Annotated in this window: 26 protein-coding genes; 7 read left to right on the top strand and 19 right to left on the bottom strand. The window is 69.7% G+C overall.

Annotated features, from left to right (window positions below; translation table 11 throughout):
- The first annotated feature begins 57 nt into the window (after window positions 1-57).
- The 3 genes from ABZ532_RS20935 (at window position 58) to ABZ532_RS20925 (ending at window position 2,455) form a co-directional block, all read left to right on the top strand.
- Window positions 58-906: a siderophore-interacting protein gene (locus tag ABZ532_RS20935; RefSeq protein ID WP_361285593.1), complete on the top strand. Its 849-nt coding sequence runs from the start codon at window positions 58-60 to the stop codon at window positions 904-906.
- A 116-nt stretch (window positions 907-1,022) separates the two neighbouring features.
- Window positions 1,023-1,607: a sigma-70 family RNA polymerase sigma factor gene (locus tag ABZ532_RS20930; protein ID WP_361285590.1), complete on the top strand. Its 585-nt coding sequence runs from the start codon at window positions 1,023-1,025 to the stop codon at window positions 1,605-1,607.
- Window positions 1,604-2,455 (top strand): anti-sigma factor, encoded by an 852-nt coding sequence (locus tag ABZ532_RS20925; RefSeq protein ID WP_361285587.1) that lies wholly within the window; start codon window positions 1,604-1,606, stop codon window positions 2,453-2,455. Before ABZ532_RS20930 ends, ABZ532_RS20925 begins: the two co-directional genes overlap by 4 nt.
- A 135-nt stretch (window positions 2,456-2,590) precedes the next feature.
- Here ABZ532_RS20925 and ABZ532_RS20920 read toward each other — a convergent pair whose 3' ends face one another.
- From ABZ532_RS20920 to ABZ532_RS20870, 11 genes are all read right to left on the bottom strand, one after another.
- Window positions 2,591-5,422, bottom strand: coding sequence for a DEAD/DEAH box helicase (locus tag ABZ532_RS20920; protein ID WP_361285584.1), 2,832 nt, complete (start codon window positions 5,420-5,422; stop codon window positions 2,591-2,593).
- Between the two features lie 85 nt (window positions 5,423-5,507).
- Window positions 5,508-6,470: a twin-arginine translocase subunit TatC gene (gene tatC / locus ABZ532_RS20915; protein ID WP_361285581.1), complete on the bottom strand. Its 963-nt coding sequence runs from the start codon at window positions 6,468-6,470 to the stop codon at window positions 5,508-5,510.
- 67 nt (window positions 6,471-6,537) lie between these two features.
- Window positions 6,538-6,825 carry a Sec-independent protein translocase subunit TatA gene (gene tatA, locus ABZ532_RS20910; protein WP_361285578.1) on the bottom strand — a complete coding sequence of 96 codons (288 nt, stop codon included), beginning with the start codon at window positions 6,823-6,825 and terminating at the stop codon, window positions 6,538-6,540.
- 206 nt (window positions 6,826-7,031) lie between these two features.
- Window positions 7,032-7,229, bottom strand: coding sequence for a hypothetical protein (locus ABZ532_RS20905; RefSeq protein WP_361285575.1), 198 nt, complete (start codon window positions 7,227-7,229; stop codon window positions 7,032-7,034).
- Window positions 7,230-7,257: 28 nt separating this feature from the next.
- Window positions 7,258-7,524: a hypothetical protein gene (locus tag ABZ532_RS20900; protein ID WP_361285572.1), complete on the bottom strand. Its 267-nt coding sequence runs from the start codon at window positions 7,522-7,524 to the stop codon at window positions 7,258-7,260.
- 44 nt (window positions 7,525-7,568) lie between these two features.
- A complete protein-coding gene (locus tag ABZ532_RS20895) occupies window positions 7,569-8,573 on the bottom strand; it encodes a WYL domain-containing protein (RefSeq protein WP_361285570.1) in 1,005 nt (334 codons plus the stop codon).
- Window positions 8,574-8,590: 17 nt separating this feature from the next.
- Window positions 8,591-9,550: a WYL domain-containing protein gene (locus tag ABZ532_RS20890; RefSeq protein WP_361285568.1), complete on the bottom strand. Its 960-nt coding sequence runs from the start codon at window positions 9,548-9,550 to the stop codon at window positions 8,591-8,593.
- Between the two features lie 146 nt (window positions 9,551-9,696).
- Window positions 9,697-10,071 (bottom strand): FKBP-type peptidyl-prolyl cis-trans isomerase, encoded by a 375-nt coding sequence (locus tag ABZ532_RS20885; protein WP_361285565.1) that lies wholly within the window; start codon window positions 10,069-10,071, stop codon window positions 9,697-9,699.
- A gap of 69 nt (window positions 10,072-10,140) precedes the next feature.
- Window positions 10,141-11,112, bottom strand: a complete 972-nt coding sequence (locus ABZ532_RS20880) for an FKBP-type peptidyl-prolyl cis-trans isomerase (RefSeq protein ID WP_361285562.1) — start codon at window positions 11,110-11,112, stop codon at window positions 10,141-10,143.
- 154 nt (window positions 11,113-11,266) lie between these two features.
- A complete protein-coding gene (gene pafA, locus ABZ532_RS20875) occupies window positions 11,267-12,628 on the bottom strand; it encodes a Pup--protein ligase (RefSeq protein WP_361285560.1) in 1,362 nt (453 codons plus the stop codon).
- A gap of 9 nt (window positions 12,629-12,637) precedes the next feature.
- The gene (locus ABZ532_RS20870) at window positions 12,638-13,909 is read right to left on the bottom strand and encodes an MFS transporter (RefSeq protein WP_361285557.1); all 1,272 of its coding nucleotides are present in this window, start codon (window positions 13,907-13,909) and stop codon (window positions 12,638-12,640) included.
- A gap of 57 nt (window positions 13,910-13,966) precedes the next feature.
- Between ABZ532_RS20870 and ABZ532_RS20865 the strand changes: the two genes are divergently transcribed.
- Window positions 13,967-15,025, top strand: coding sequence for a LacI family DNA-binding transcriptional regulator (locus tag ABZ532_RS20865; protein ID WP_361285553.1), 1,059 nt, complete (start codon window positions 13,967-13,969; stop codon window positions 15,023-15,025).
- Between the two features lie 129 nt (window positions 15,026-15,154).
- Here the strand turns inward: ABZ532_RS20865 and prcA are convergent, their stop codons facing one another.
- The 5 genes from prcA to arc all read right to left on the bottom strand — a co-directional run bounded on the left by prcA (window position 15,155) and on the right by arc (window position 20,870).
- Window positions 15,155-15,916: a proteasome subunit alpha gene (prcA, locus tag ABZ532_RS20860; RefSeq protein ID WP_361285550.1), complete on the bottom strand. Its 762-nt coding sequence runs from the start codon at window positions 15,914-15,916 to the stop codon at window positions 15,155-15,157.
- Between the two features lie 35 nt (window positions 15,917-15,951).
- The gene (gene prcB, locus ABZ532_RS20855; protein WP_361285547.1) at window positions 15,952-16,797 is read right to left on the bottom strand and encodes a proteasome subunit beta; all 846 of its coding nucleotides are present in this window, start codon (window positions 16,795-16,797) and stop codon (window positions 15,952-15,954) included.
- Between the two features lie 170 nt (window positions 16,798-16,967).
- On the bottom strand, window positions 16,968-17,186 hold the full coding sequence (locus ABZ532_RS20850) for a ubiquitin-like protein Pup (protein WP_093657191.1): 219 nt from the start codon (window positions 17,184-17,186) through the stop codon (window positions 16,968-16,970).
- A 134-nt stretch (window positions 17,187-17,320) separates the two neighbouring features.
- A complete protein-coding gene (gene dop, locus ABZ532_RS20845) occupies window positions 17,321-18,832 on the bottom strand; it encodes a depupylase/deamidase Dop (RefSeq protein WP_361285544.1) in 1,512 nt (503 codons plus the stop codon).
- A 271-nt stretch (window positions 18,833-19,103) separates the two neighbouring features.
- Complete coding sequence (arc, locus tag ABZ532_RS20840; RefSeq protein WP_361285541.1) at window positions 19,104-20,870, bottom strand: proteasome ATPase; 1,767 nt, start codon at window positions 20,868-20,870, stop codon at window positions 19,104-19,106.
- A 242-nt stretch (window positions 20,871-21,112) separates the two neighbouring features.
- On the opposite strand from arc, the gene ABZ532_RS20835 reads away from it, so the two are divergent.
- Window positions 21,113-21,391: a ferredoxin gene (locus ABZ532_RS20835; RefSeq protein WP_361285538.1), complete on the top strand. Its 279-nt coding sequence runs from the start codon at window positions 21,113-21,115 to the stop codon at window positions 21,389-21,391.
- A gap of 27 nt (window positions 21,392-21,418) precedes the next feature.
- Here the strand turns inward: ABZ532_RS20835 and ABZ532_RS20830 are convergent, their stop codons facing one another.
- The 3 genes from ABZ532_RS20830 to ABZ532_RS20820 all read right to left on the bottom strand — a co-directional run bounded on the left by ABZ532_RS20830 (window position 21,419) and on the right by ABZ532_RS20820 (window position 24,384).
- Window positions 21,419-22,000 carry a hypothetical protein gene (locus ABZ532_RS20830; RefSeq protein WP_361285535.1) on the bottom strand — a complete coding sequence of 194 codons (582 nt, stop codon included), beginning with the start codon at window positions 21,998-22,000 and terminating at the stop codon, window positions 21,419-21,421.
- A 189-nt stretch (window positions 22,001-22,189) separates the two neighbouring features.
- Window positions 22,190-23,077, bottom strand: a complete 888-nt coding sequence (locus ABZ532_RS20825) for a tRNA (adenine-N1)-methyltransferase (protein ID WP_361285532.1) — start codon at window positions 23,075-23,077, stop codon at window positions 22,190-22,192.
- A 23-nt stretch (window positions 23,078-23,100) separates the two neighbouring features.
- Entirely contained in the window at window positions 23,101-24,384 is a 1,284-nt protein-coding gene (locus ABZ532_RS20820; RefSeq protein ID WP_361285945.1) for a site-2 protease family protein, read from the bottom strand.
- Between the two features lie 148 nt (window positions 24,385-24,532).
- Here ABZ532_RS20820 and ABZ532_RS20815 point away from each other — a divergent pair, with 148 nt between their 5' ends.
- Both ABZ532_RS20815 and ABZ532_RS20810 read left to right on the top strand, forming a co-directional pair.
- Window positions 24,533-25,504 (top strand): RecB family exonuclease, encoded by a 972-nt coding sequence (locus tag ABZ532_RS20815; protein ID WP_361285529.1) that lies wholly within the window; start codon window positions 24,533-24,535, stop codon window positions 25,502-25,504.
- Between the two features lie 94 nt (window positions 25,505-25,598).
- Window positions 25,599-26,270 (top strand): response regulator transcription factor, encoded by a 672-nt coding sequence (locus ABZ532_RS20810; RefSeq protein ID WP_361285526.1) that lies wholly within the window; start codon window positions 25,599-25,601, stop codon window positions 26,268-26,270.
- Window positions 26,271-26,424 lie beyond the last annotated feature (154 nt).

Genomic DNA, 26,424 nt, shown 5'->3' with positions numbered 1-26,424 from the left:
GGTTAACCTAACAAGCACCCAGCTCTGACCGGACGCTGTGTAGCGAGGGAGACCACGGTGGCAGACACGCCCGCCCGCAAGGCACCGACGACCCACGAGGCGCGGGTGGTGCGCACGGAGCGCATCGCTCCGCACATGGTGCGCGTCGTGCTCGGCGGTGAGGGGCTCGCGGAGTTCCGCACGGACGGCTCGACGGACGCGTACGTCAAAGTGGTCTTCCCGCAACCCGGAGTGAGCTACCCCGAGCCCTTCGACATGGCCCGCATCCGCGCGGAGCTCCCGCGCGAGCAGTGGCCGAGCAACCGCACCTACACGGTGCGCGCCTGGGACCCCGTCCACCGGGAGCTGACGATCGACTTCGTGGTGCACGGGGACGAGGGTCTGGCGGGCCCGTGGGCGGCCAGGGCGCAGCCGGGTGAACCGGTCCGGCTGCTCGGCCCCGGCGGTGGCTACGCACCCGACACAGCGGCGGACTGGCATCTGCTTGCGGGCGACGAGAGCGCCCTGCCCGCGATCGCCGCCTCGCTGGAGCAGATGCCCGCGGGGACTCTCGTGCACGCCTTCGTGGAGGTGTCGGGCCCCGAGGACGAGCAGAAGATCGCGACTCCTGACGGGGTCACGGTGACCTGGCTGCACCGGGGCGCCCAGGCGGTCGGCGAAGCCCTGGTCGCCGCGGTTCGAGGGCTGGACTTCCCGGACGGCGACGTCCACGCGTTCGTCCATGGTGAGGCGGGCGCGGTGAAGGAGCTGCGCCGTCATCTGCGGCTGGAGCGGGGCATCCCCGCGGCCCGGCTGTCGATCTCCGGGTACTGGCGTCTCGGCAAGTCGGACGAGGCCTGGCGCGCCATCAAGCGCGACTGGAACGCACAGGTGGAGCGGGAGCAGGAGCAAGACCGGGCCGCCTGACGGCACTCCCGCCCGCCCACTGCCGGATCACCTGAAAAAGTCCTGCCGAAGGGCAGTCAGAACGCGCTCCCGCTCCGTATATCTGAAGGAAGACAGGGAGAGGGGAGAGCGAGCGCGTGAAGGAAGCCGTACGCATCACCGGGGCACCGCCGGCCGGTCCTGGACTCGACGAGCTGCTCGTACGGGTGGCACGGGGGGACCAGGAGGCCTTTGCCCAGGTGTATGACGCGGTCTGCGGGCCCGTGCTGGGTGTCGTACGCAGCGTGCTGCGCGACCCGGCGCAGTCGGACGAGGTGGCGCAGGAGGTGCTGGTCGAGCTCTGGCGTACGGCCGCGCGCTACCAGCCGTCCCGTGGCTCGGCACTGACCTGGACGCTCACCCTCGCCCATCGCCGCGCCGTCGACCGGGTGCGGTCGGCCCAGGCTGCGACCGAGCGGGAACAGAAGGTGGCACGGCTCGGCGCGACCCCGGCCTTCGACGACGTCGTCGAGCAGGTCGAGGCCAGGCTTGAGCGTGAGCAGGTACGCCGTTGTCTGCGCACCCTCACCGACCTCCAGCGGCAGTCGGTGACCCTCGCCTACTACCGCGGACTCGCCTATCGCGAGGTGGCCGAACTGCTGTCCGTGCCGCTGGGCACGGTGAAGACCCGAATGCGCGACGGGCTCATCCGACTGCGCGACTGCCTGGGGGTGAGCGCATGAGCGCGACTGCACGCGGCAGCTCGGGGCGGGATGCCGAACTGCACACGCTGACCGGGGCCTACGCCCTGCACGCGCTCGGCGAACGGGAACGCGCCCGTTTCGAGCGGCACCTGACGGAGTGCACAGCCTGCACCCAGGAGGTGCGGGAACTGAGCGCGACGGCGGGGCGGCTGGGGCTCGCGGTCAGCGAGCCGCCGCCGACCGCGATGAAGGCACAGGTACTGCAGCGCATAGCGACGGTGCGTCAGGAACCGCCCACCATTCCCGGGATGCGGCCCGGTGGGGAGCGGGACCGGCGCCCGGTGCACAGGGTCAGACCGGCCGGCCGACGCAGGCTGTCGCGGTTCGTACTGGCGGCGTGTGTCGCGGGCGTGGCCGCGTTCGGCGGCTATGCGACATGGCAGCAGCGTCTGGCGGAGGACGCGCTGTCCCGGGCGGAGGCGTTGGCGCGTCGGGCGGAGGCATCGACGCGCCAGGCGCGGGAGCAGGCCGGGCACCAGTCGGAGGCCCTGGCAGACGTGCTGGCCGCGCCCGACGTCCGGACCAGTTCCACGGCGCTCGGCAGCGCCGGTGCCACCGGCACGGTGGCCCTCTCCCACGACCGCGACCGCGCGGTGTTCCTGGCGACGGGGCTGCCGCGGCCGGATGCGGGCAAGGTGTACCAGCTCTGGTTCGCCGACGGCACGACGATGCGCCCAGCGGGGCTCCTCGCCTCCTCGGGCTCGGCGGAGACCATCCTCATGGAGGGCGCGGTCGGCCCGGCGACGGGCATGGGCGTCACGGTGGAGCCCGCGGGGGGCTCGTCCCAGCCGACGTCCCAACCGCTGGCGCTGCTGAACTTCCCGTAGGGAGTGGTGGGGTGGGTGGGGTGTCGGTGTGCCGCACTCGGTGCGGGTGCGGCACACCGGAAACCGCCCGGCACGTGACCACGAGGCCACACGGTGCGGGGCACGCCCGAGAGTCGCCCCGCACCCGCCGGAGGCCTACCCCACGGAGCTGTAGGCGACGACTCCCCGCAGCAATCCGTCCACCGCCTTGCGCGCCGTACGGGCCACCGTCGTGCCCTCGCCCGGGGCCGCCGCGGCGATCTGGCCCAGCACATCGATGACCTGCTTGCACCAGCGCACGAAGTCCCCCGCGGGCATCTCCGCCTCGCGCAGCACCTCGTCCAGGCTCTTCCCGGAGGCCCACTGGTACGCCGCCCAGGCGAAGCCCAGGTCGGGTTCGCGCTGGCCTACGCCCTCGGTCTGGCTGATCTTGAACTCTTCCTCGAGTGCGTCGAGGCGGCCCCAGATCCGCACCATCTCGCCCAGTGCGGCCTTTGCCTTCCCCGTCGGCAGCTTCGGCGCCACCGCGTCATCGGCCTGCCGCGCCTCGAAGACCAGCGCCGAGACGCACGCCGCCAGTTCGGCTGGGCTCAGGCCCTCCCAGACGCGCTCGCGCAGGCACTCGCTGGCCAGCAGGTCCAACTCGCCGTACAGCCGGGCCAGGCGCCTGCCGTGCTCGGTGACCTCGTCTCCGCGGAGGTAGTCCATCTCGGTGAGCAGGCCGACGATCCGGTCGAAGGTGCGGGCGATGGTGTTGGTGCGCCCCTCGATACGGCGCTCCAGCTGCCGGGTGTCCCGCTGGAGGCGGTGGTAGCGCTCGGCCCAGCGCGCGTGGTCCTCGCGCTCGTCGCAGCCGTGGCAGGGGTGGGCCCGGATGTCCTTGCGGAGCCGGGCGATCTCGCGGTCGTCCGCCGCGGCGGACCGGGGGTTGCGGTGCCGGTCGGGCACGATGTGCCCGGCCTTCGTCCGCAGTGCCGACGCCAGGTCACGGCGGGACTGCGGCGACCGGGGGTTGAAGGACTTTGGGATGCGCATCCGCTCCAGCGCCTCGACGGGAACCGGGAAGTCCATCGCCGCAAGCCGCTTGACCTGCCGCTCGGCGGTCAGCACTAGGGGCCTCGGCCCGTCGTGGTACTCGAAACCGCCCCGGTGGCCGTTGGACCGCCCTGCGGGCAGCCCGGGGTCGAGCACCAGCGCGAGGCCCGCGAACTTGCCTGTCGGGACGTGGATCACGTCGCCGGGCTTGAGCTTCTCCAGGGAGCCCGCCGCCGCGGCCCGGCGCTGCGCGGCGCCCTGCTTGGCCAGTTCGGTCTCGCGGTCCTTGAGATCCCGGCGCAGCACGGCGTACTCCTCGAAGTCACCGAGGTGGCAGGTCATGCCCTCCCGGTAGCCGCTGAGGCCCTCCTCGTTGCGCTGGACCTGACGCGAGATCCCGACCACCGACTTGTCGGCCTGGAACTGGGCGAACGAGGTCTCCAGCAGCTCACGGGAGCGGTGCCGGCCGAACTGCTGCACCAGGTTCACGGCCATGTTGTACGAGGGCTTGAAGCTGGAGCGGAGCGGATAGGTGCGGGTACCCGCGAGGCCTGCGAGGGCCCCGGGGTCCATACCGCGCTGCCACAGCACCACGGCGTGGCCTTCGACGTCGATGCCGCGTCGTCCCGCCCGGCCGGTCAACTGGGTGTACTCGCCCGGGGTGATGTCCGCGTGCTGCTCACCGTTCCACTTGACGAGCTTCTCCAGCACCACCGAACGCGCGGGCATGTTGATGCCCAGCGCGAGGGTCTCGGTGGCGAACACGGCCTTGACGAGGCCACGTACGAAGAGCTCCTCGACGACTTCCTTGAAGGTCGGAAGCATTCCGGCGTGATGCGCCGCTATCCCCCGCTCGAGGCCTTCCAGCCACTCGTAGTAGCCGAGCACATGGAGGTCTTCGCCGGGGATGGCGGCCGTGCGCTGCTCGACGATCTCGCGCACCTTGTGGCGCGCCTCCTCGTCGTTGAGTCTCAGCCCGGCGTGGAGGCACTGCTGGACGGCCGCCTCGCACGCGGCGCGGCTGAAGATGAAGGTGATGGCGGGGAGCAGCCCCTCTGCGTCGAGGCGCTCTATCACCTCGGGCCGGGACGGCGTCCAGATGCGGCTGCGCTGTCTGCGCTCACGCTCACGGTCGGCCTCCCGGACCATCTTCCCGCGCCTGCGGTCACGGGGGTTGTAGGTGCGCGAGTTCTCCGTCCTGGCCAGGCGGACCAGATCCGGGTTGACCTCGCGGCGTGATGCGCCGCGGCCTCCGTGGTCGGTCTCCTCCTCGAAGAGGTCGTACATCCGGCGCCCGGCGAGCACGTGCTGCCACAGCGGCACGGGGCGGGACTCCGAGACGATCACTTCGGTGTCACCACGGACCGTGTCCAGCCAGTCACCGAACTCCTCCGCGTTGGACACGGTCGCGGAGAGCGACACCAGCGTCACGGATTCCGGGAGGTGGATGATCACTTCCTCCCAGACGGCGCCGCGGAAGCGGTCCGAGAGGTAGTGCACCTCGTCCATGACCACATAGCCGAGGCCGAGCAGCGACTGGGAGCCCGCGTAGAGCATGTTGCGCAGGACCTCGGTGGTCATGACGACGACCGGGGCCTCGGAATTGACGCTGTTGTCACCGGTGAGCAGGCCGACCTTCTCGGGGCCGTACCGCTTCACCAGGTCCGAGTACTTCTGGTTGGACAGCGCCTTGATGGGCGTGGTGTAGAAGCACTTGCGCCCCTGGGCGAGGGCGAGGTGCACGGCGAACTCGCCCACGATGGTCTTGCCCGAACCGGTGGGTGCCGCGACGAGCACGCCCTTGCCGGCCTCCAGGGCCCGGCATGCCTCGATCTGGAACGGGTCCAGGCCGAAGTCGTACAACTCGCGGAAGGGAGCGAGTGCGGTGGCCTGCTCGGCGGCACGGATCCGCGCCGCCGCATATCGCTCAGCTGGTGAGAGGTCCTCTGTCATCTTGCTGTCGAGACTACCCGCCCCCACTGACAGTGAGCGCGATCATTATCCGACGCGGGATGCACCGCGCGCGGGCGCCTACGGATCAGGTGATGTCGTCGTATCCGTTGACCCGGGGTGCCCTGCCGCCGTCGGCCTCGCCGCCGGACTGCTCAGGAAGTGCCCGGGGGGCCGGGACGGCCTCGACGGAGCCGACGGCCTCGGGGACGAGGTCCAGCTCGGACGCCTCGTCGTCGCTCAGCTCGGCGTCCGGGCTCCTGCGCCGGCGACGGGCGTCGTTGAGGAACGAGAAGCCGACGGCCAGGAAGTACAGGAGGGCCAGCGGTCCGGCCAGCAGCAGCATCGAGATCGGCTCGCCGCCCGGTGTGGCGATCGCGGCGAAGGCGGTGAGGCCGACGATCATCCCGCGCCACCAGCGGAGCATGCGCTGGCCGCTGAGGACGTTCGTCATGTTGAGCAGGATCAGCAGCAGCGGGAGCTCGAAGGCCAGCCCGAAGACCAGCACCATGCGGCTGATCAGGTCCAGGTAGTCGTCGAGCGGCAGCAGGGGCTTGGCGCCGGCCGGCGCGAAGCCCAGCATGATCTCGGCGGTCTGCGGCAGGATCGAGTACGCCAGGTAGGCGCCGCCCAGGAAGAGCGGGACGCCGGCGACGACGAAACTGATCGCGTAGCGCTTCTCGTGGCTGTGCAGTCCGGGCGCGACAAACGCCCACAGCTGGTAGAGCCAGACGGGAGTGGCGGCCAGGACGCCCGTCATCAGCGCGACCTTGAGTGCGATCGTGAACGGCGAGAGCAGGCCGTTGGTGGTCATCTCGGCGCACAGCTGGCCGTTGACCATGCGCACCTGGCCCGCGTCGCAGCCGACCGACACCAGGATCGGCCGCATCAGGAACTCGAAGATCTCCTTCTGGAAGAAGGCCGCGGCGATGGTGGCCACGGCGATCGCCAGAACCGACTTCAGCAGCCGGTTGCGCAGCTCACGCAGGTGCTCTCCGAGAGGCATCCGCCCCTCGGTGTCCTTTTCCTGCTTGCGGGCAGACTTGAGCAACCCACTTCCTCGTCTCGTGCGAAAACCGTCGAAATTTCGGGAAACCCGGAGAGCCGGGCCGGCCGGGTCAGCTCTGGGTCGTACGGTTCGGCTCGGAGACCGGGCGGCTGCTCGTCACATCGCCGGGAGCGGCCTGGATCGTGCGGGGCGCGTCCTGCGGCTGGGCGGTCTGCTCGGTGGTGGCCTTGGGGCCGGACTGCTCGCCGTCCTGCTTCATCGCCTTGGCCTCGCTCTTGAGGATCCGGGCGGACTTGCCGAGCGAACGGGCCATGTCGGGCAGCTTCTTGGCACCGAACAGCAGCAGGATGACCACGACGATCAGAAGGATCTCAAGGGGCTTCAGATTGCCGATCATGTCTGACTTCCTTCTCGCTGAGGCTGCTGGGGGGCGGGGCTGCCCTGATCGGACAGTCATCCGATCACCACGATCCATGCGATCGTAACCCGCCGAAGTAAACGCAGAGCAATGGCTGTGCATACTCACATTCGCGACCCGCACTGGCCGTCCGACCCGCCATCGGAAGGGTACATCGCGGGCAGTTCGACCGTATATGCGGGCTGCTACCGCCAGCTGCCGCCGGTACGCGCCAGCCGGGCCGCCGACTGCTCCAGGTCCTGTGCGGCGCGGTCGATCCGCTCGGTGGCCCTCGTCACCTGCCGGGCCAGACGCTGGGCCTCCAGGAAGACGCGGATACCGAGTACCCCGAGGACGGCGATGCCGAGGAATCCCAGGGCGATGGCGAGCATGGGCCAGAACATACGCGGAACCTCAGGGATGGCAGGAAGATCAGACGGTGGAGTGCAGGCGCAGTGTGCGCACACCGCCACCGGTGAGCAGTTCGACGATCCGCTCCCCCGCGGGCTTGCGCACGGCCGCCCCGCACTCGGTGCAGGTGAAGGAGTAGAAAGTGGTCCGGCTGCTGCCGCCGATCGCGAGCCGCAGGGAGGCGGCGGAGAGCTCGAGACGGGAGCGACAGTCGGGGCAGGCGGCCTTGAACAGGACCGGGACCGACACCGGGGCCCTGGACGACGAGATTCCGGATAGTACGGACATATCTCCCCTCACTCCCACATCACTCCACTACTCGGTCGCGGTCGTCAGTCCTGGCCGTGCTGTCGGCCGGGGCAGTCCTGCCACCCCTGGCCCTCATACGCGGCGAGCGCTTCGGCCGCCACCCGCCGGGCACTGGCGGCCAGCTCAGGCGGGGAGACGATGCGGCCGTCCCGGCCCAGCCGCAGCCCGAGCCGTCGCAGCGACGCCGGGTCCGGGGTGCGCAGCGTGATCCGCAACCCGCCGTCCGGCAGCTCCTCCGCGCTGTCGTGGGGGTAGTACTCGGCCACCCAGCGTCCGCCGGGACCCACCTCGACCACGACCTCCGGGTCCTCGGCCGACGGCTGCACCAGCCCTTCCGAGAGGTCGCGCAGTTCGATCTCCGGCGGCGCGGATGCCTCGTCCAGCAGCCGGATCTCGGCGACCCGGTCCAGCCGGAAGGTGCGGCGCGCCTCCGACAGGTAGCACCAGGCCTCCATATACGTATGCCCGACGGCGAACAGCCGGATCGGATCCACCTCGCGCTCCGTGAGCTCGTCGCGCGCCGGTGAGTAATAGCGCAGCCACAGCCTGCGCCGCTCCGAGATGGCGCGGTCGACGTCGGCGAAGACCCCGCCCTCGGACTCGAAGATGACCGACAGCCGCGAGCTGGCACCCGCGGCCTCCCCGGCCGCCGCCTCCAGTTTGGCGGTGGCCCTCAGCAGCGCCTCGCGGTCGCCCTCACGCAGCCCGGGAAGGGTGGCGACGGCGCGCGCGGCTACCAGGAGGGCGGTCGCCTCGTCCGCGGCGAGCCGCAGTGGTTCGGCTGCTTCCGCCGCGAGGGCACCCGGGTTGCGCCACCAGATCCGGTCGCCGTCCGTGTCGATGTCCAGCAGGTCTCCGCCACGGAAGCTCGTCCCGCACATGGGCAGCACATCGAGGTCGGAGATCAGCTCGTCCTCGGTGATCCCGAAGGCGCGGGCGACGTCCCCGACCCGCGCGCCGGGGCGTTCCCGCAGATAGGTCACCAGCGAGAGCATCCGCCGGGTCTGGTCAATGGCGTTCGCGGCCATGGTCCTACGAGTCCCCCTCAGCCCTTGGCCACGGCACGCAGCCGGTCGGCCACATCGGCCCGCAGGTCCGCGGGCTCCAGCACGACGACGTCCGGGCCGAACTCGACCAGCCAGGCGTCCAGGCCGTGCCCGTACGGAATCTCCAACTCGTCCCAGCCGTCTCCCAGTTCCCGGGCCGCGGTGGCACGGGCGCGCAGCGGGTAGCCGGCGTCGGACCGCAGCTTGATCAGCGCGGACCGGGTCGCGACCTCCCCCGCCCAGCTCTCGACGGTCTCACGTACCGTCACCACGTCCGGGACCGACGCGGTGTACGTGCCCGCGCGGGAACGGACCTTGCCGGTGATCCTGGACAGCCGGAACACCCGCTCGGCACCGCGGTCCCGGTCCCAGCCCGCGAGATACCAGTGGCCGCGCCAGCACTCCAGTGTCCATGGCTCGACATGGCGGGTCTCGGGGCGGACGGCATTGGACTTCCGGTAGTCGAAGACGACCGGACGGTGGTCGCGGCAGGCCAGCATCAGGGGTTCGAAAGCGGCCTCGTGGACGGGGATACGCGGCTCGAGAGCGCTGTGCTGCGTCGCGTCGTACGCGCCATCGGCCTCCGGCATTCCCGCGGCGCGCAGCTTCTGGAGGGCGCCGCTGGCGGCTCCGGCCAGTCTGGCCTGCTGCCAGACCTTGGCGGCCAGGCCCAGCGCCGCGGCCTCCTCTGCGTCGAGGGTGATGGGCGGCAGCCGGTTGGAGTCGCGGCGGGCGAGATAGCCCACCTCTCCGTCGAGGTTCTCCACGGTGGCGATGATCAGGCCGAGTTCGCGCAGGTCGTCCTTGTCGCGCTCGAACATGCGGTTGAAGGCGTCGTCCCCGCCCGCCTCGAGGTAAGCCTCGATGGATCCGCGCAGTTCGCGCTTGCTGAGCGGTCGCCGTGTACCGAGCAGACACAGCGCCAGGTTCATCAGCCGCTCGGCCTTGGCAATGGCCATCGACGCCCTTCCGCCCTTCCAGGGAGCTCACGGAGCCCTGAGTGTTCTCCGAGTCCTGTGATCGTCGAACCTACCGCTACGGGCTGTCGTGGCAAAAGCGCGGGCCCCCGCCTTGTCAGGCGGAGGCCCACTGTGACCGGTTGCGATCAGATCCCGACCAGGTCGCAGACGAAGATCAGCGTCTCACCGGGGCCGATGAGGCCGCCCCCGGCGCCGCGCTCGCCGTACGCGAGGTGCGCGGGGATGATCAGCTGGCGGCGGCCGCCGACCTTCATGCCCTGAACACCCTGGTCCCAGCCCTGGATGACCTGACCGACACCGAGCTGGAACCGGAGCGGGGTGCCGCGGTTCCAGGAGGCGTCGAACTCCTCGCCGGTCGAGAAGGCCACGCCCACGTAGTGCACGGCAACCGTGTCACCGGCCTTGGCCTCGGGGCCGTCGCCCTCCCAGATTTCCTTGATCTCCAGGTCGGCCGGCGGCTCGCCACCCGGGAAATCGATCTCGGGCTTCTCGATGTTCACTGCTGTGCTCCTCAAACTGATGAACTTCGCAACCGGGACAGTCTCACAGATCGGCGGACGGACCGCGCCTCAGACCGCGCCGACGATGTCGACCACGAAGACCAGCGTGTTCTTCGCGAGTTCGCTGGAGGGGTCGGCGCCGTAGCCGAGGGAGGGCGGAATCACCAACAGGACCCTGTCCCCGACGTTCTTGCCGACAAGTCCCTTGTCCCAGCCTTCGATAACGGACCCGGTGCCGATCTGGAAGGCGGTCGCGCCCCCGTGGTCCCACGAGGAGTCGAACTTCTTGCCGTCCTCCCACTTGACCCCGGTGTACTGCGCGATCAGCCCCTGACCAGCCTCGACCTTGGGGCCGTTGCCCTTGATGAGCACCTGCTCCTTGAGCGTGGTGGGGGCCTTCTCACCCTTCGGGATGGTGATGGTGGCAGCCTTCTGCGCGGGAGCGCTCACCGTGGGCATACCGGGGGCGGGTGCCGCCTGCGTGCCCTTGACCTCGGCCTTCGAGTCGACCTTGGCCGCACCGTCCAGATCGACGACCCACACCAGCGTGTCGCTCGCCTTGATGCCCGACTGCGGGTTGAGGTTCTTTCCGATCAGGTCGCCGGCGGTGCCCTGGACGAGGACCCGGCTGCCCGCCTTCTTCCCCTGGACTGCGTCGATCACCTTGGGGGGCAGGTTCTGGCTCTGCTCGCCGAGCCGCTCCACCGGCTGGCGGTGCGCCGTGCTCGCGCTGCCCTTTTCGGGGTACGTCCCACCGAGGTCGGCCGGGTCGTCCCACTTGCGCACGGTGTAGTCGACACGGACCCAGTCGCCCTTCGCGGCCTTGGCTCCGCTGCCCTCCGTGACGGTCTTCACCACGGTCTCGCCGGCGGGCTTCTCGTCCTTGGGAACGGAGATCTGGGGCTTCTCGCCGAACTTCCCCTTGACCTCGGCCACACCTGCCACCGAGTCGTTCGATTCATCCGAACCGCACGCGCTTGCGAAAAGCAGGGCGGGCACGGCCAGCAGGGAGGCGATACGTCGCTTGGTGTTGTAGTTCATCAGTCCAACTGGGAGTCGAGGCCATGGGCAGTGGCCGCCACTCTACGGTGTGCACTCCCCGCGGTCCTCGAAGCTCCGCCATAAGAGAAGCCGCCCGGTATCCCGGGATGGAAAGCGTCCCCGGGCACCGGGCGGCAACTCTTCGGTCTGGCGGCTACATCCCCGCGATCAGCTTCTCCACCCGGTCGTCGACCGACCGGAACGGGTCCTTGCACAACACGGTGCGCTGGGCCTGGTCGTTGAGCTTGAGGTGCACCCAGTCGACGGTGAAGTCACGGCGCTGCTCCTGGGCACGGCGGATGAAGTCACCGCGAAGCCGCGCCCTGGTGGTCTGCGGGGGCACGGACTTGCCCTCGAAGATCTTCAGGTCGTTGCAGATCCGGGCCGTCTGGCCCTTCTTCTCCAGGAGGTAGTAGAGGCCACGGCGGCGGTGGATGTCGTGGTAGGCGAGGTCTATCTGGGCGACCCTCGGGTGGGACATCGTCATGTTGTGCTTGGCGCGGTACCGCTCGAGGAGCTTGTACTTGATCACCCAGTCGATCTCGGTCCCGATCCGGTCCAGGTCCTCCTGCTCGATGGAGTCGAGCGTGCGGCCCCACAGCTCGAGCACCTGCTCGACCGTGCCGGAGCGGATCCCGCGGCGGTCCACGAAGTCCACGGCCTTGTCGTAGTACTCGCGCTGGATCTCCAGGGCGGATGCCTCGCGCCCGCTGGCCAGGCGCACCTTGCGTCGGCCGGTGATGTCGTGGCTGACTTCCCGGATGGCCCTGATGGGGTTCTCCAGCGTCAGGTCCCGCATCACCGTGCCCGCCTCGATCATGCGCAGCACCAGGTCGGTGGCGCCGACCTTGAGCAGCATGGTCGTCTCGGACATGTTCGAGTCGCCGACGATGACATGCAGACGGCGGTAGCGCTCAGCGTCCGCATGGGGCTCGTCGCGGGTGTTGATGATGGGTCGGGACCGGGTGGTGGCGGAGCTGACACCCTCCCAGATGTGTTCCGCGCGCTGGCTGACGCAGTAGACCGCGCCCCGCGGGGTCTGGAGTACCTTTCCGGCACCGCAGAGCAGCTGACGGGTGACGAGGAACGGAATCAGGATGTCCGCGAGCCGGGAGAACTCCCCATGCCGGGCCACCAGGTAATTCTCATGGCAACCGTAGGAGTTTCCCGCCGAGTCGGTGTTGTTCTTGAAGAGGTAGACGTCGCCCGCGATTCCCTCCTCGTGCAGGCGGCGTTCGGCGTCGACGAGCAGGCCTTCGAGAATCCGCTCTCCTGCCTTGTCGTGGGTGACCAGCTCGGTCACATTGTCACATTCCGGAGTGGCGTACTCAGGGTGTGACCCCACGTCGAGGTAGAGACGGGCCCCATTCCGCAGGAAGACATTGCTGCTGCGGCCCCATGACACAACACGGCGGAAGAGGTACCGCGCCACTTCGTCAGGCGACAGTCGGCGCTGTCCCCTGAACGTGCACGTGACGCCGTACTCGTTCTCCAGCCCGAAAATTCGGCGGTCCATGACTGAACATTACGCCTGATGCCCTGTGCTGAAACCGGGTTCGACAGCACGGCTCAGATCAATTTCATCCCCTGACGCGATGTGCTCGCTCCGGCCGGGAACTGCGAGGACCCGTCCGGTGGCCAGCAGGACGAGCAGCGCGGCGATCCCGCCGGCCCCCGCCACCGCGAAGCCCGCGACGGTCCCGGCGAGTTCCACCGCGGGGCCGGCGGCGGCGGTTCCCACCGCCGTGCCGACGCCGAACGTGGTCACGAGCCAGGAGAACGCCTCCGTGACGGTCCCCTGGGGAGCGTGCCGGTCGACCACGATGAACGCGCACGCGATCGCGGGCGCCAGGAACACACCGGCGACCGCGCTGAGGACGGCCATCGGCAGCACACCCGGGGTGAGCATCAGTGGCAGATAGCCGAGCGCGAGCAGCGCCACGATGACCCGCAGCCTCCGTTCGGGGGCACCGGCCCACTGCCGGGCGCCGTAGGCGACCCCGCCGACCAGGGCTCCGAGCCCGAGGGCCGCCATCAGCCAGCCGTACACGGCGTCACCGCCGTGGTCGTCGGCGTAGGCGATGGCGGCGACCGTGATGGAACCCAGGGCGAGGCCCACGAAGAAGAACGAGCCGAGCAGCGCGAGCAGACCGGGCGAGCGCAGGGCGCCCAGCCAGTGGGCCTCGCGGGGCGCTGAGCGCCAGTTCCTGGACGGTACGGACACGATGACCGAGACCGTGCCCACCAGCCCCAGGACGTTGATGGCGAGCAGCGCGGCGGCGGGCGAGAAGAGCCACACCAGCATCGTCACCAGCAACGGACCGACGGTGAACATGATTTCCTGGGCTATCGCGTCCATCGCGTAGGCCCGGTGCACCCTCTCCTCGCGGTGGCCCAGCACACCCGGCCACAGGGCGCGCAGTCCGCCCTCGAGCGGCGGGGTGAACACGCCCGCGACGGTCACCGCCGCGTACGCCACCGGCAGCGAGCCGAGGCCGGCGACGGCGAGGAGCGCCATGCCCAGCGCGGAGACGATCGCGGACGGCAGCTGGACACGTGGCTGTCCGCGCAGGTCGACCAGCCGGCCGAGCAGGGGCTGCCCCACCGCGGTGGCCAGGCCGTAGACGGCGGTCAGTGCCCCCGCGAGCGCGTAGCTCCCGCCCTCGGCACGGATGAACAGGACGATCGCCACATGCGCGGTGGCGTTCGGCAGGCGGCCCACAAGGGTGCCCGTGAGGAGGCGTGCGGCATGCGGCGCCTTGAGGATCTCTGCGTACCCGGAGGCTCCCGCGGCCATGTCCCGCCTTTTCGTTCAGGGAGTTTTACGTATAACTCTCGCTCCGTCATACGTACCATGAGCCCAGGCCACGAGTCCACCCGTGGCGCACGACATCAGGCGGAGGCGAGTGTGCAGCGGCCGACCAGCAGGGATGTGGCACGGGCCGCAGGGGTCTCACAGGCCACGGTCTCCCTCGTCCTGGGCGACAAGTGGCGGGGCCGGGTGTCCGAGCGCACCGCCCTCCTGGTGCGGCAGGCGGCTCAGGAACTCGGCTACCGCCCCAACCTGGCGGCGCGCAGCCTGCGGCTCGGCCGCACCCGCACGGCCCTGCTCGTGGTGCCCGCGCTGACCAACGAGTTCTTCGCCCGGGTGCACGCGGGCGCGGCCGGTGTCGCGGCGGAGCACGACTTCGGCGTCGTGCTCTATCCCTCGCCCGAAGGGATCGGCCCCGCGAAGGACCCTTTCGCCTCGGCCCGGTCCGCGCTGGACGGGGTGATCGCGTCCTCGATGGCGGCGGGGGCACTGAAGGCGATCCGCGGCACCGATCTGCCACTGGTGATGCTCGACAGCGATCCGGCCGATCCCGGCTCCGCGGCACAGGTCAATCTCGATATCGCCGGTGGTATGCGGCAGGTGACGGACCATCTGTTGGCCCTGGGGCACCGGGAGTTCGTGCACCTGGCATCGGCGATCCCGTCCTGGACCTTCGAAGTACGCGCCCGCGCGCTGGACGAGGCGGCACGCGAGGTACCCGGGGCCTCGCTGCTGCGGGTCCCGTCGCCGCTCGACGTGGACGGCGCCCGCGCGGCGGCCGAGCGCGCCCTGACCGTCCCGGGCCGCCCCCGACCGACGGCCCTCGTCTGCGACGACGACATCGTCGCCGCAGGCGCCTGCAAGGCGGCACGGCGGCTGGGTCTGCGGGTGCCGGAGGATGTCTCGGTGACCGGCTTCGACGACATGACGCTGGCGACGGCGCTGGAGCCCGAGCTCACGACCGTCCGCCTGCCCGCGGAACAGGTGGGCGCGGCGGGCATGTCCGCGCTGCTGTCCGTCCTCGCGGGCCGCACCCCCGTGCCCGGAGACCTCCCGGTCACCCTGGTCCCCCGTGCCTCCACGGGCCCGGCGCCCCGCTGACGGACACCAACGGGAGCGGGCTTCGCGGTGTCCGCGCCCCCGCTTTGCGGACCGGAGTGCGGCACACCGTGGGACGCCCGCCCCGCACCGGGTGCGGGCACACCGGTGCGGGGGGACAGGGTGAGGCGGTTACGCCTCGCCCTCGGCGCCCTCCGCGTCGGAGGGGATCTCCGTGGGCGCCGAGGCCGCGTCGTCCGCCTGGAGCAGCCGCGACAACTGCCGCCCCACGATCCGCTTGAACTTCCGCGCCTGCGGCCGTGTGCGGTCCAGGATCGCCACCTCCAGCCGCTCAGCGGGGATCTCCCGCTCCGAGCCGTTGGTGTCCCGGGACAGCGCCTGCACCGCCAGCTTCAGGGCCTCCGCGAGGGACATCCCGTCGCGGTGCCGCTGGTCCAGGAAGGTGCTGATCTGCTCCGCGTTGCCGCCGACCGCCACCGAGCCGTGCTCGTCCACGATCGAGCCGTCATGCGGGAGCCGGTAGATCTGGTCGCCCTCGGGTGAGGTGCCGACCTCGGCGACGACCAGCTCCACCTCGTAGGGCTTCTCGCCGGCGCTGGAGAAGATCGTGCCGAGGGTCTGGGCGTAGACGTTGGCCAGTCCACGGGCCGTCACATCGTCGCGGTCGTAGGTGTATCCACGCAGATCGGCATAGCGCACACCACCGATCCGCAGATTCTCGTACTCGTTGTACTTCCCGGCGGCGGCGAAGCCGATCCGGTCGTAGATCTCGCTGAACTTGTGCAGGGCACGGGACGGGTTCTCACCGACGAAGACGATGCCGTCGGTGTACTGGAGGACCACCAGACTCCGGCCACGTGCGATGCCCTTGCGGGCGTACTCCGCCCGGTCGGCCATGGCCTGCTGGGGTGAGACATAGAACGGCGTCGACACCGGCTATCCGTCCCTTTCTGTCAGGGGCAAGTGGGTCAGAGCAGCGAGGCGCGCGGGCCGTCGGGCTGCGCGAGGCGATGCTCGAGGATGGCGTGGGCGATCTCACCCGTCTCGTCGTCGCTGAGCCTGCGGAAGCCTTCGTCATTGATGACCGTGACGATCGGGTAGATCCGGCGGGCCACGTCCGGTCCGCCCGTCGCCGAGTCGTCGTCCGCCGCGTCGTACAGGGCCTGGACGACCAGAGTGACGGCCTGCTGCTCCGTCAGGTCTTCGCGGTAGAGCTTCTTCATGGCACCGCGCGCGAAGATGGAGCCGGAGCCGGTGGCCGCGTAGCCGTGCTCCTCGGAGCGGCCGCCCGTGACGTCGTACGAGAAGATGCGGCCCTTCTCGCGGTCGATGTCCCAGCCGGCGAAGAGCGGCACCACGGCGAGGCCCTGCATGGCCATGCCGAGGTTGCTCCGGATCATCGTGGAGAGGCGGTTCGCCTTGCCCTCCAGGGAGAGCTGTGTGCCCTCGACCTTCTCGAAGTGCTCCAGCTCGAGCTGGAAGAGTTTCACCATCTCGACCGCGAGTCCCGCGGTGCCCGCGATGCCCACCGCCGAGTACTCGTCCGCGGGGAAGACCTTCTCGATGTCCCGCTGGGCGATCATGTTGCCCATGGTCGCCCGCCGGTCACCGGCGAGCACCACGCCACCGGGGAAGGACGTGGCGACGATCGTCGTGCCGTGGGGTGCTTCGACCACGCCCTGCACCGGGGGCAGGACACGGTTGCCCGGGAGAAGCTCCGGGGAGTGGTCGCCCAGGAAGTCCATGAACGACGAGGATCCGGGCGTCAGGAAGGCTGCCGGCAGACGCCCGGTGCTACGAGTGTTGGCTTCCACGCGTTTCCTTCCGAATTGGCGGCGGCCCGCCACCGGGGCCGGGCCGATCTTGCACGCTGTGCACGGACCCTACCCGTGCCGTCGCCGGTCATCCGTCCGGGTGCGGCCGACCCTGGGGCCGGCCGCGAAGGACGGACGATCGGGGGTGCCCCCGACCGTTTCAGGGGGTGCTACTCGCCGCCCTTTTGGACGAAGGAGCGCACGAAGTCCTCGGCGTTCTCCTCCAGAACGTCGTCAATCTCGTCCAGCACGGAGTCGACATCGTCCGACAGCTTCTCCTGGCGCTCCTTGAGGTCCTCGGAGGCCTGCGCGTCCTGCGCCTGCTCCTCGACCTCCTCGGTGGAGCGTGTGGCCCGCTGCTGTCCGCCGCCGGTGTCCTTGGTTGCCATATCCCTCACCCCGCTCGGTTTGCCCGTTTGGTTGGCCCACTCAAGATCAGACCCTACAAGCAGGGTCTGACATCGGCCCCGCACTTCCCTCAACGTCCGGGGGTTACCGCAATGATTCCCGGACGGCGACCATTTCAGCCCCCCGACAGGACCCGGACCAGGTCTTCGGCGGTGCGGCACCGGTCAAGCAGCTCTTTCACATGGTTTCGGGTGCCCCTGAGGGGCTCCAGCGTGGGGACTCGTTGCAGAGAGTCACGACCCGGCAGGTCGAAGATCACGGAGTCCCAGGAGGCCGCGGCGACATCGTCCGCGTACTGTTCGAGGCAGCGACCGCGGAAGTAGGCCCTGGTGTCCTCAGGGGGCTTGCTCTCGGCCCGCTCGACATCGGCCTCGCCCAGGAGCCGCTTCATCTTGCCGCGGGCCGCCAGGCGGTTGTAGAGGCCCTTGTCGGGTCGTACGTCCGCGTACTGGAGGTCGACGAGGTGCAGGCGCGCGGCGTCCCAGTTGAGACCGTCACGGCGCCGGTAACCCTCGAGGATCTCCCGTTTGGCGATCCAGTCCAGCTCTCCCGACAGGCTCATCGGATCGTTCTCGAGCCTGTTGAGGGTGTCCTCCCAGCGGGACAGCACATCCTTGGTCTGCTCGTCGGCATCCACGCCGAAGCGCTCCTCGACATACTTCCTGGCGAGCTCGAAGTACTCCATCTGCAACTGGACACCGGTGAGTGTCCGACCGCTGCGCAGAGTGATCACCCGCTTCAGGGTGGGGTCGTGGGAGACCTGGTGCAGGGTGCGGACGGGCTGGTCGACCGCAAGGTCCACGTTGATGAAGCCGTCCTCGATCATGGACAGCACCAGCGCGGTCGTGCCGAGCTTGAGGTAGGTGGAGATCTCGGAGAGGTTGGCGTCGCCGATGATCACATGCAGTCGGCGGTACTTCTCGGCGTCGGCGTGCGGCTCGTCCCTGGTGTTGATGATCGGGCGCTTGAGCGTGGTCTCCAGGCCGACCTCGACCTCGAAGTAGTCGGCCCGCTGGCTGATCTGGAAGCCGTGCTCACGGCCGTCCTGGCCGATTCCCACCCGTCCCGCGCCGGTGACCACCTGCCGGGACACGAAGAACGGCGTGAGGTGCCGCACGATGTCCGAGAACGCGGTCTCCCGCTTCATCAGGTAGTTCTCGTGCGTGCCGTAGGACGCGCCCTTGTTGTCGGTGTTGTTCTTGTACAGGTGGATCGGCTGGGCACCGGGGAGCTGGGCGGCCCGCTCCGCCGCCTCCGCCATGATCCGCTCGCCGGCCTTGTCCCAGAGGACGGCGTCACGGGGATTGGTCACCTCGGGGGCGCTGTACTCGGGGTGCGCATGGTCGACGTAGAGCCTGGCTCCATTGGTGAGGATGACATTGGCCAGACCGATGTCCTCGTCCGTGAGCTGGCTGGAGTCGGCGGCCTCGCGGGCGAGGTCGAAGCCGCGGGCGTCCCGCAGCGGATTCTCCTCCTCGAAGTCCCAGCGGGCACGCCGTGCCCGGTGCATCGCCGCCGCGTAGGCGTTGACGATCTGGGACGAGGTGAGCATGGCATTGGCGTTCGGGTGGCCGGGGACGGAGATCCCGTACTCCGTCTCGATGCCCATTACTCGCCGTACGGTCATGCGGCCCTCCTTGCCCGGCGGCGCTCCCGTCTGGGGGCGGCGCTCAAGTACCGCTCGGTCTCCGGTGCGTGTGCGGTGCCCGTCCCCGCACCGCGCGGGCCCGGCGGTACCGACGAGCCTAGAACGCCTCTGCGCTGGTGGGGAGATCAATTCGGTATTGCTCTGTGTGGTGCGATTACCCGCCCGCGGCCCCTGGGAAAGCAGGCGGCTGCGGATGCCCTCCCCCACTTTCGGCGGGGGAGCCTGAGGACATCCGCAGCCGAGCTGCGTTTTACAGGTACTGACCGGTGTTGGCCACCGTGTCGATGGAGCGTCCGGTGTCCGCGCCCTGCTTTCCGGTGACAAGGGTGCGGATGAACACGATCCGCTCGCCCTTCTTTCCGGAGATCCGGGCCCAGTCGTCCGGGTTGGTGGTGTTCGGCAGGTCCTCGTTCTCCTTGAACTCGTCCACGCACGCCTGGAGGAGGTGGGCGACCCGCAGACCCTTCTGGTTCTGGTCGAGGAATGCCTTGATCGCCATCTTCTTGGCCCGGTCGACGATGTTCTGGATCATGGCGCCGGAATTGAAGTCCTTGAAGTACAGGACTTCCTTGTCGCCATTGGCGTACGTGACCTCCAGGAAGCGGTTCTCCTCGGATTCCGCGTACATCTGCTCGACGACGGACTGGATCATGCCCTGCACCGCCGCCTCCTTGGAGCCGGTGTGCTCCGAGACGTCGTCCGCGTGCAGGGGCAGCGTCGGCGTGAGGTACTTCGCGAAGATGTCCTTCGCCGCCTCGGCGTCGGGCCGCTCGATCTTGATCTTGACGTCGAGCCGTCCCGGCCGCAGGATCGCGGGGTCGATCATGTCCTCTCGGTTGGACGCACCGATCACGATGACGTTCTCCAGGCCCTCGACACCGTCGATCTCGGCGAGCAGCTGCGGGACGATGGTGTTCTCCACGTCCGAACTGACACCGGAGCCACGGGTCCGGAACAGCGACTCCATCTCGTCGAAGAAGACGATGACGGGTGTGCCCTCGCTGGCCTTCTCCCGCGCACGCTGGAAGACCAGGCGGATGTGCCGCTCGGTCTCGCCGACGTACTTGTTGAGAAGCTCCGGCCCCTTGATGTTGAGGAAGTAGCTCTTCCCCTGCGGCCGCCCGGTCACCTCGGCGACCTTCTTGGCAAGAGAGTTGGCGACCGCCTTGGCGATCAGCGTCTTCCCGCAGCCGGGCGGGCCGTAGAGCAGGATGCCCTTCGGCGGGCGCAGTTCGTGCTCCCGGAAGAGGTCCGGGTGGAGGTACGGAAGCTCGACCGCGTCGCGGATCATCTCGATCTGGTTGCCCAGACCGCCGATCTTGTCGTAGTCGACGTCCGGGACCTCTTCGAGGACCAGCTCCTCGACCTCGCTCTTGGGCACGACCTCGTAGACGTAGCCGGACCTGGGCTCGAGCAGCAGGGCGTCGCCGGGGCGGATAGTGGCGTCCAGCAGCGGCTCGGCGAGCCGTACCACCCGCTCCTCGTCGGTGTGCCCGATCACCAGGGCGCGCTCGCCGTCCTCGAGGATCTCCTTGAGGGTGACGATGTCCCCGGTGCGCTCGAATTCCATGGCCTCGACCACGTTGAGCGCCTCGTTGAGCATGACTTCCTGGCCGCGCCGGAGCTCGTCGAGCTCGACGCTGGGGCTGACGTTCACCCGGAGCTTACGGCCCCCGGTGAAGATGTCCGCGGTTCCGTCCTCATTGGCGTGCAGGAAGACACCGAAGCCGGCCGGTGGCTGCGCGAGCCGGTCGACCTCCTCCTTGAGGGCCACGATCTGATCGCGGGCCTCACGGAGCGTGTTCGCCATGCGTTCGTTCTGAGTGGAAACGCCGGCCAGGTTTGTCTGCAGCTCGACGATCCGCTCTTCGAGAATCCTCGTATGCCGCGGAGAGTCGGCGAGCTTGCGGCGCAGGACGGCGATCTCCTGCTCAAGATAGGCAACCTGGCCGGCAGGGTCATCAGACCCCCGTCCCGGCCGGAAGCCGCGGTTGTTGTCGTCGTCGTGGGCTGCCACGGTCCTCACCTCCTCCAAGGGGAGCTGGACGCTTCCTGACCCTACCTGGGTGGGTGGAGATTGAAACCCCTAGATCACAAAGACGGAAGGGGTGTGTCCGATCTTCACCCTTGCGCTTCCCCTCACGCCAGGTGAATACCCACCCATCAACATCGGAAAGCGGGCGGTTGTATCGTCGGAACGGTCAACACCCGTCAGGGCTGGCACCTATTGATACACACCGCGCAGGAACGGCAGGCGACATGAACGAGGCTCTCGAAGTCTGGATCGACCAGGACCTCTGCACCGGCGACGGGATCTGCGTGCAGTACGCCCCCGAGGTCTTCGAGCTGGACATCGACGGACTCGCGTACGTGAAGAGCGCGGACGACGAGCTGCTGCAGGACCAGGGGGCCACAACGCCCGTGCCGCTGCCGCTGCTGACGGATGTCATCGACTCCGCCAAGGAGTGCCCGGGCGACTGCATCCACGTGCGGCGGGTCACCGACAAGGTCGAGGTGTACGGACCCGACGCCGAGTAGCCCCCGGGCGACACGGAGAGCGACCGGTCAGGCGCCGTCCGTCACAGAGGCGGGCTGCCGGGACTCCACGAACTTCCCGCCCCGCCACCGCCACTTGACCTGCTCCTGCTCGTCCGGGCAACAGCGCGGGACGTCGGGCGACGAGTAGCCGAGGACGGTGGCCGTGACGACGCCGTCACGAACGGCGAACGCGCTCACGCTGAGGCGCTCGGCCGGGTCGAGCAGGGTGGCCACGACGCGTGGGGCACCGGTGGACGACCGTGCGATGACGTAGACACCGCTCGGCGGGGTGCCCGAGCCCGCTTCACAGCGGGCCACCACGGCGGTCTCGGGGCCGCCGTCGCCGTCGAGATCCCCCGACGCCTTCCGCACGACTGCCGCACCCGCTCCGCCGCACTCGAGAGGCAGGTCCACCATGCCAGGGTCAGGCGCCGCGGCAGGCGCCGCGGCGGTGATCGTCTCCGTGCCGGACTGGTTCGCTTTCGCGGTGCCCGGCTCGAGCAGGCCCGCACCCGCGACCACAGCGGCCATCGCCGTCGCTGTGGCGAGCCAGTGCACCGGGCGGGTGGCGGTGTGCGCGAGGTCCGGAAGCGTCGCGGAGGGCTGCACGCGAGGTGTCTCCTGAGCGGCTGTACGGGCTGTGCCGGTGCGAACCGGCACGGGGAGGCGTACGCATCGTGCCACACGTCACAGGGGCCGGGAACATCGGGGCAGGCAATGCCAACGTAAAGCCGCCACCGTCGAGTTCTCCCGGGCGGTCGGGAACTCGACGGCGGCGGCCGTGCGTTGCGGGTGGTTTCAGCCCTTGTTGGGGCCTTCGTAGTCCTCGCCGTACGCACCCTTGGCGGGGCGACGGCGGCGCATCGGGGGCTCCACCCCGTCCGCGAGCCGGCGGGCGGTCACCAGGAAGCCGGTGTGGCCGATCATCCGGTGGTCCGGACGCACCGCGAGGCCCTCCACGTGCCAGTTGCGGATCATGGACTCCCACGGCTGCGGCTCGGCGTAGCAGCCGATCTCGCGGATGGACTCCACGGTCCTGGCGAGCTGGGTGGTCGTGGCCACGTAGCAGCACAGGATGCCGCCCGGGACGAGGGCCTTGGAGACGGCCTCCAGGCACTCCCAGGGCGCCAGCATGTCCAGGATCACGCGGTCGACGTCCGCGTCCGAGAGGTTGTCCTGGAGGTCGCCGACGGTGAGCGTCCAGGCGGGGTGGGGCCCCCCGAAGTAGCGCTCGACGTTCGCCTGGGCGATCTCGGCGAAGTCCTCCCGGCGCTCGTACGAGTGCAGCATGCCCTCGTCGCCGATGGCCCGCAGCAGGAAGCTGCTCAGTGAGCCTGAGCCCACACCGGCCTCGACGACGCGTGCGCCGGGGAAGATGTCGGCGAACGCCAGGATCTGCCCCGCGTCCTTGGGGTAGACCACGGCGGCGCCGCGGGGCATGGACAGGACGTAGTCGGGGAGCAGGGGGCGCAGCGCCAGATAGGCGACGTTTCCCGTGGTACGGACGACACTGCCCTCGGGGGCGCCGATCAGCTCGTCATGTGGGAAGGAACCCTTGTGGGTGTGGAAATTCTTCCCAGCCTCGAGCGTGAACGTGTAGTGGCGTCCCTTGGGATCGGTGAGCTGGACCTGGTCCCCGACCTTGAAGGGCCCGCGACGGCGGGCGGCACCGGTCGGTTCGGACATGTAACAAGACTACCGGCTGTTTCTCAGCCGGATGGACGGGCCATCGCCTTGACGAAAGCGCGTTCGACGTCCGCCGTGGAGAGGACGCCGTAGATCTCGCCGCTCACCTCCACCACGAGGTACTCGGTGGCGGGCGCCGCGCGGAGGCGGTCGAGGAGGGCCTCGCCGGCGAGTTCGGCGGGGACCCGCATGCCGTCGGTGAGGTCCTGGGCCAGGCTGCTGACGGCAACCCAGGGCCGGCGGTGCTGGGGGACGCCGACGATCGCGGTCTCGCGGACCAGGGCGGTGGGGTTGCCGTGACCGTCGACGACCACCAGGGCACGGGCTCCGGCCTCGTTGGCGCGGCGGAGCGCCTCGGACAGCGGGGTGCCGGACTCGACCGGGACCGCGCGGCGGGTGAGGGTGCGGGCGCTCAGCTCGGGCAGGTGCTCGCGGAGCCGGGCCATGCGCAGGCTGTTGCCTGCCCCGGTCCAGATGATGGCGGCCAGGATGGCGGCCAGCAGGGCGTCTGTGACGGTCTCCATGCCGCCGATGTCCTCGGTGGGGTTGCCGAGGGCTCCCGTGTGGGTGAGCAACGGGAGACCGACCAGCACCGCGATGGCGAGCGCCCGGCCGACCCAGGCGGCGGCGATGGTGCCGCTCATCGGCTTTCCGGTGATCTTCCAGACGACCGCGCGCAGCATCCGGCCGCCGTCCAGGGGGAGCCCGGGCAGCAGGTTGAAGGCGGCGACGATCAGGTTGGAGATCATCAGCCCGGCGAGCAGCACTCCCGGGACGGTGCCGGGCTGCACGGCCCGGACGGCGGCGTAGAAGATCCCGGCGAGCACCAGCGAGAGCAGCGGGCCGACGAAGGCGAGCACGAACTCCCGGCCGGGTGTCTCGGACTCCTTCTCGATCTCGGAGACACCGCCGAAGAACTGGAGCTGGATACGGCGCACCGGCAGTTTGTAGCGGAGCGCGACGACGGTGTGGGCCAGCTCGTGGACGAGCACGGAGGCGTAGAAGGCGACGGCGAAGAACAGTGAGACGAGGTAGCGTGTGTTGCCCAGTTCGGGCAGCACGCGCTCCAGTTGGCCGCCGAAGACCCAGGTGATGAGGGCCGCGACCAGGAACCAGCTGGGGGCGACGTAGACGGGCACGCCGAAGGGGCGGCCCATGAGGATGCCGCCTCCGGGCTCCTCGGAGCGCCGCTGCCCCTTCCCCGTGGGGGCAGCCCCGTCGGCCCGCCCCGCTCCCCCGGCTTCTCCGGCTTTCCCCGTGCCGGACCGCGGGCGCGTGTGCTCGCCGCTCTCGTCGTCCCTGTTCACGGGGTTCACGGGGTCCCTTCGTTACGGTCGTGACAGTCGTTGCGGGCGTTGCAGGTGTTGCCGTCGCTCACCCGATCATGCGGGGCGAGAAGGTCTGCCGTCGATGGTATGCCGCTCGCTGTCAGTGGCGAGCCGTAGGGTCTTCGTCATGAGTACGAGTCAGCCGCCCGTTCCGGAAGGGCCACCGCCCGCCCAGCAGGCTCCCGCGCCTGTCCTGGAGGACCAGCCGCCGGCGGCGGACGGCCACCCGTCGCCGCCGGATTCCGGCCCTTCGGTGCCCGAGAGCCGGCCGCCTGCCTCGCTGTCGCCCTCGCGGGCGAGCGATTTCATGCAGTGCCCGCTGCTGTACCGCTTCCGGGTGATCGACAGGCTGCCGGAGAAGCCCAGCGAGGCGGCGACCCGGGGCACCCTGGTGCATGCCGTCCTTGAGCGGCTGTTCGACGCGCCGGCCGCCGAGCGCACACCGCCGAGGGCGAAATCCCTGATCCCGGGGCAGTGGGACCGGCTGCTGGAGTCGCGTCCTGAGCTCGGCGGGCTGTTCGCCGACGATCCGGACGGCGAGCGGCTGGCGCGCTGGATGTCGGATGCCGAGCGGCTGGTGGAGCGCTGGTTCTCGCTGGAGGATCCGACGCGGCTCGAGCCGGCGGAGCGCGAGCTGTTCGTCGAGGCGGAGCTGGATTCGGGGCTGCGGCTGCGCGGGGTGATCGACCGGGTCGATGTGGCTCCGACGGGCGAGGTGCGGATCGTCGACTACAAGACGGGCAAGGCGCCCCGGCCCGAGTACAGCGAGGGCGCGCTGTTCCAGATGAAGTTCTACGCGCTGGTGGTGTGGCGGCTGAAGCACGTCGTGCCGCGGCGGCTCCAGCTGGTGTATCTGGGCAGCGGTGAGGTGCTGACCTACGACCCGGTCGCGGCGGACCTGGAGCGGGTGGAGCGCAAGCTGCTGGCTCTGTGGGACGCGATCGTCCGGGCCACGGAATCCGGTGACTGGAGGCCGCGGCCGTCGAAGCTGTGCGGGTGGTGCGACCACCAGGCACTGTGCCCGGAGTTCGGCGGCACCCCGCCCGTCTACCCGCTGCCGCTGGTGCCGCCTCAGCCCTCGCCCGGTGGAGAGGCCTAGCCGGTACGGCTCCCGAAGATGGCCGGAAAGTGCCCGAAGCCCTGCTCGTCCGGCGAGCAGGGCAGAATGGGGCCGGTCTAGCGAAGGAGATCCCGTGGCTATCCGCGTCCTACTGGTCGATGATCAACCGCTGCTGCGCACCGGCTTCCGGATGATCCTGGAGGCGGAGCAGGACCTCGCGGTGGTCGGCGAGGCCGGGGACGGTCTTCAGGCGCTGGATCAGGTGCGGGCGCTCCAGCCCGATGTGGTGCTGATGGACATCCGTATGCCGCGGATGGACGGAGTCGAGGCCACGCGGCAGATCACCGGTCCCGGACGGGACGGCCCGGCGAAGGTGCTGGTGCTGACCACGTTCGACCTGGACGAGTACGTGGTGGAGGCGCTGAAGGCGGGGGCGAGCGGCTTTCTGCTGAAGGACGCGCCCGCGAACGAGCTGGTGCAGGCGATCCGGGTGGTCGCGGCGGGTGAGGCGATGCTCGCGCCGAGCATCACGCGCCGGCTGCTGGACAAGTACGCGGGGCATCTGCCATCGGGCGAGGAGCCCGTATCGGACACCCTGCACACACTGACCGAGCGCGAGGTCGAGGTGCTGAAGCTGGTCGCCCGGGGCCTGTCGAACGCGGAGATCGCCGCGGATCTGTTCGTCAGTGAGACGACGGTCAAGACCCACGTGGGCCATGTGCTGACGAAACTGGGCCTGCGGGACCGGGTGCAGGCCGCGGTGTACGCCTACGAAAGCGGTCTGGTGCGCCCGGGCGCGCAGTAGTTTTCGGCCAGGCTGGCACACGGACGGCCACTGGGGAGGGGCTCGGACCGCGCGGTCCGAGCCCCTCCCCCGGGGGGGGGGGCGGAGGCCCGCACCCCGGGTTGTTTTGACCGAAAACGGAGAAACGGGGGGCGGGGGGGGGGGCCGACCCGGG

Origin of the sequence: Streptomyces sp. NPDC019396, from assembly GCF_040632375.1 — a bacterium.
Lineage (GTDB): Bacteria > Actinomycetota > Actinomycetes > Streptomycetales > Streptomycetaceae > Streptomyces.
The sequence above is the reverse complement of the archived record's forward strand: the minus strand, read 5'-3'. Positions and strand labels throughout refer to the sequence as shown.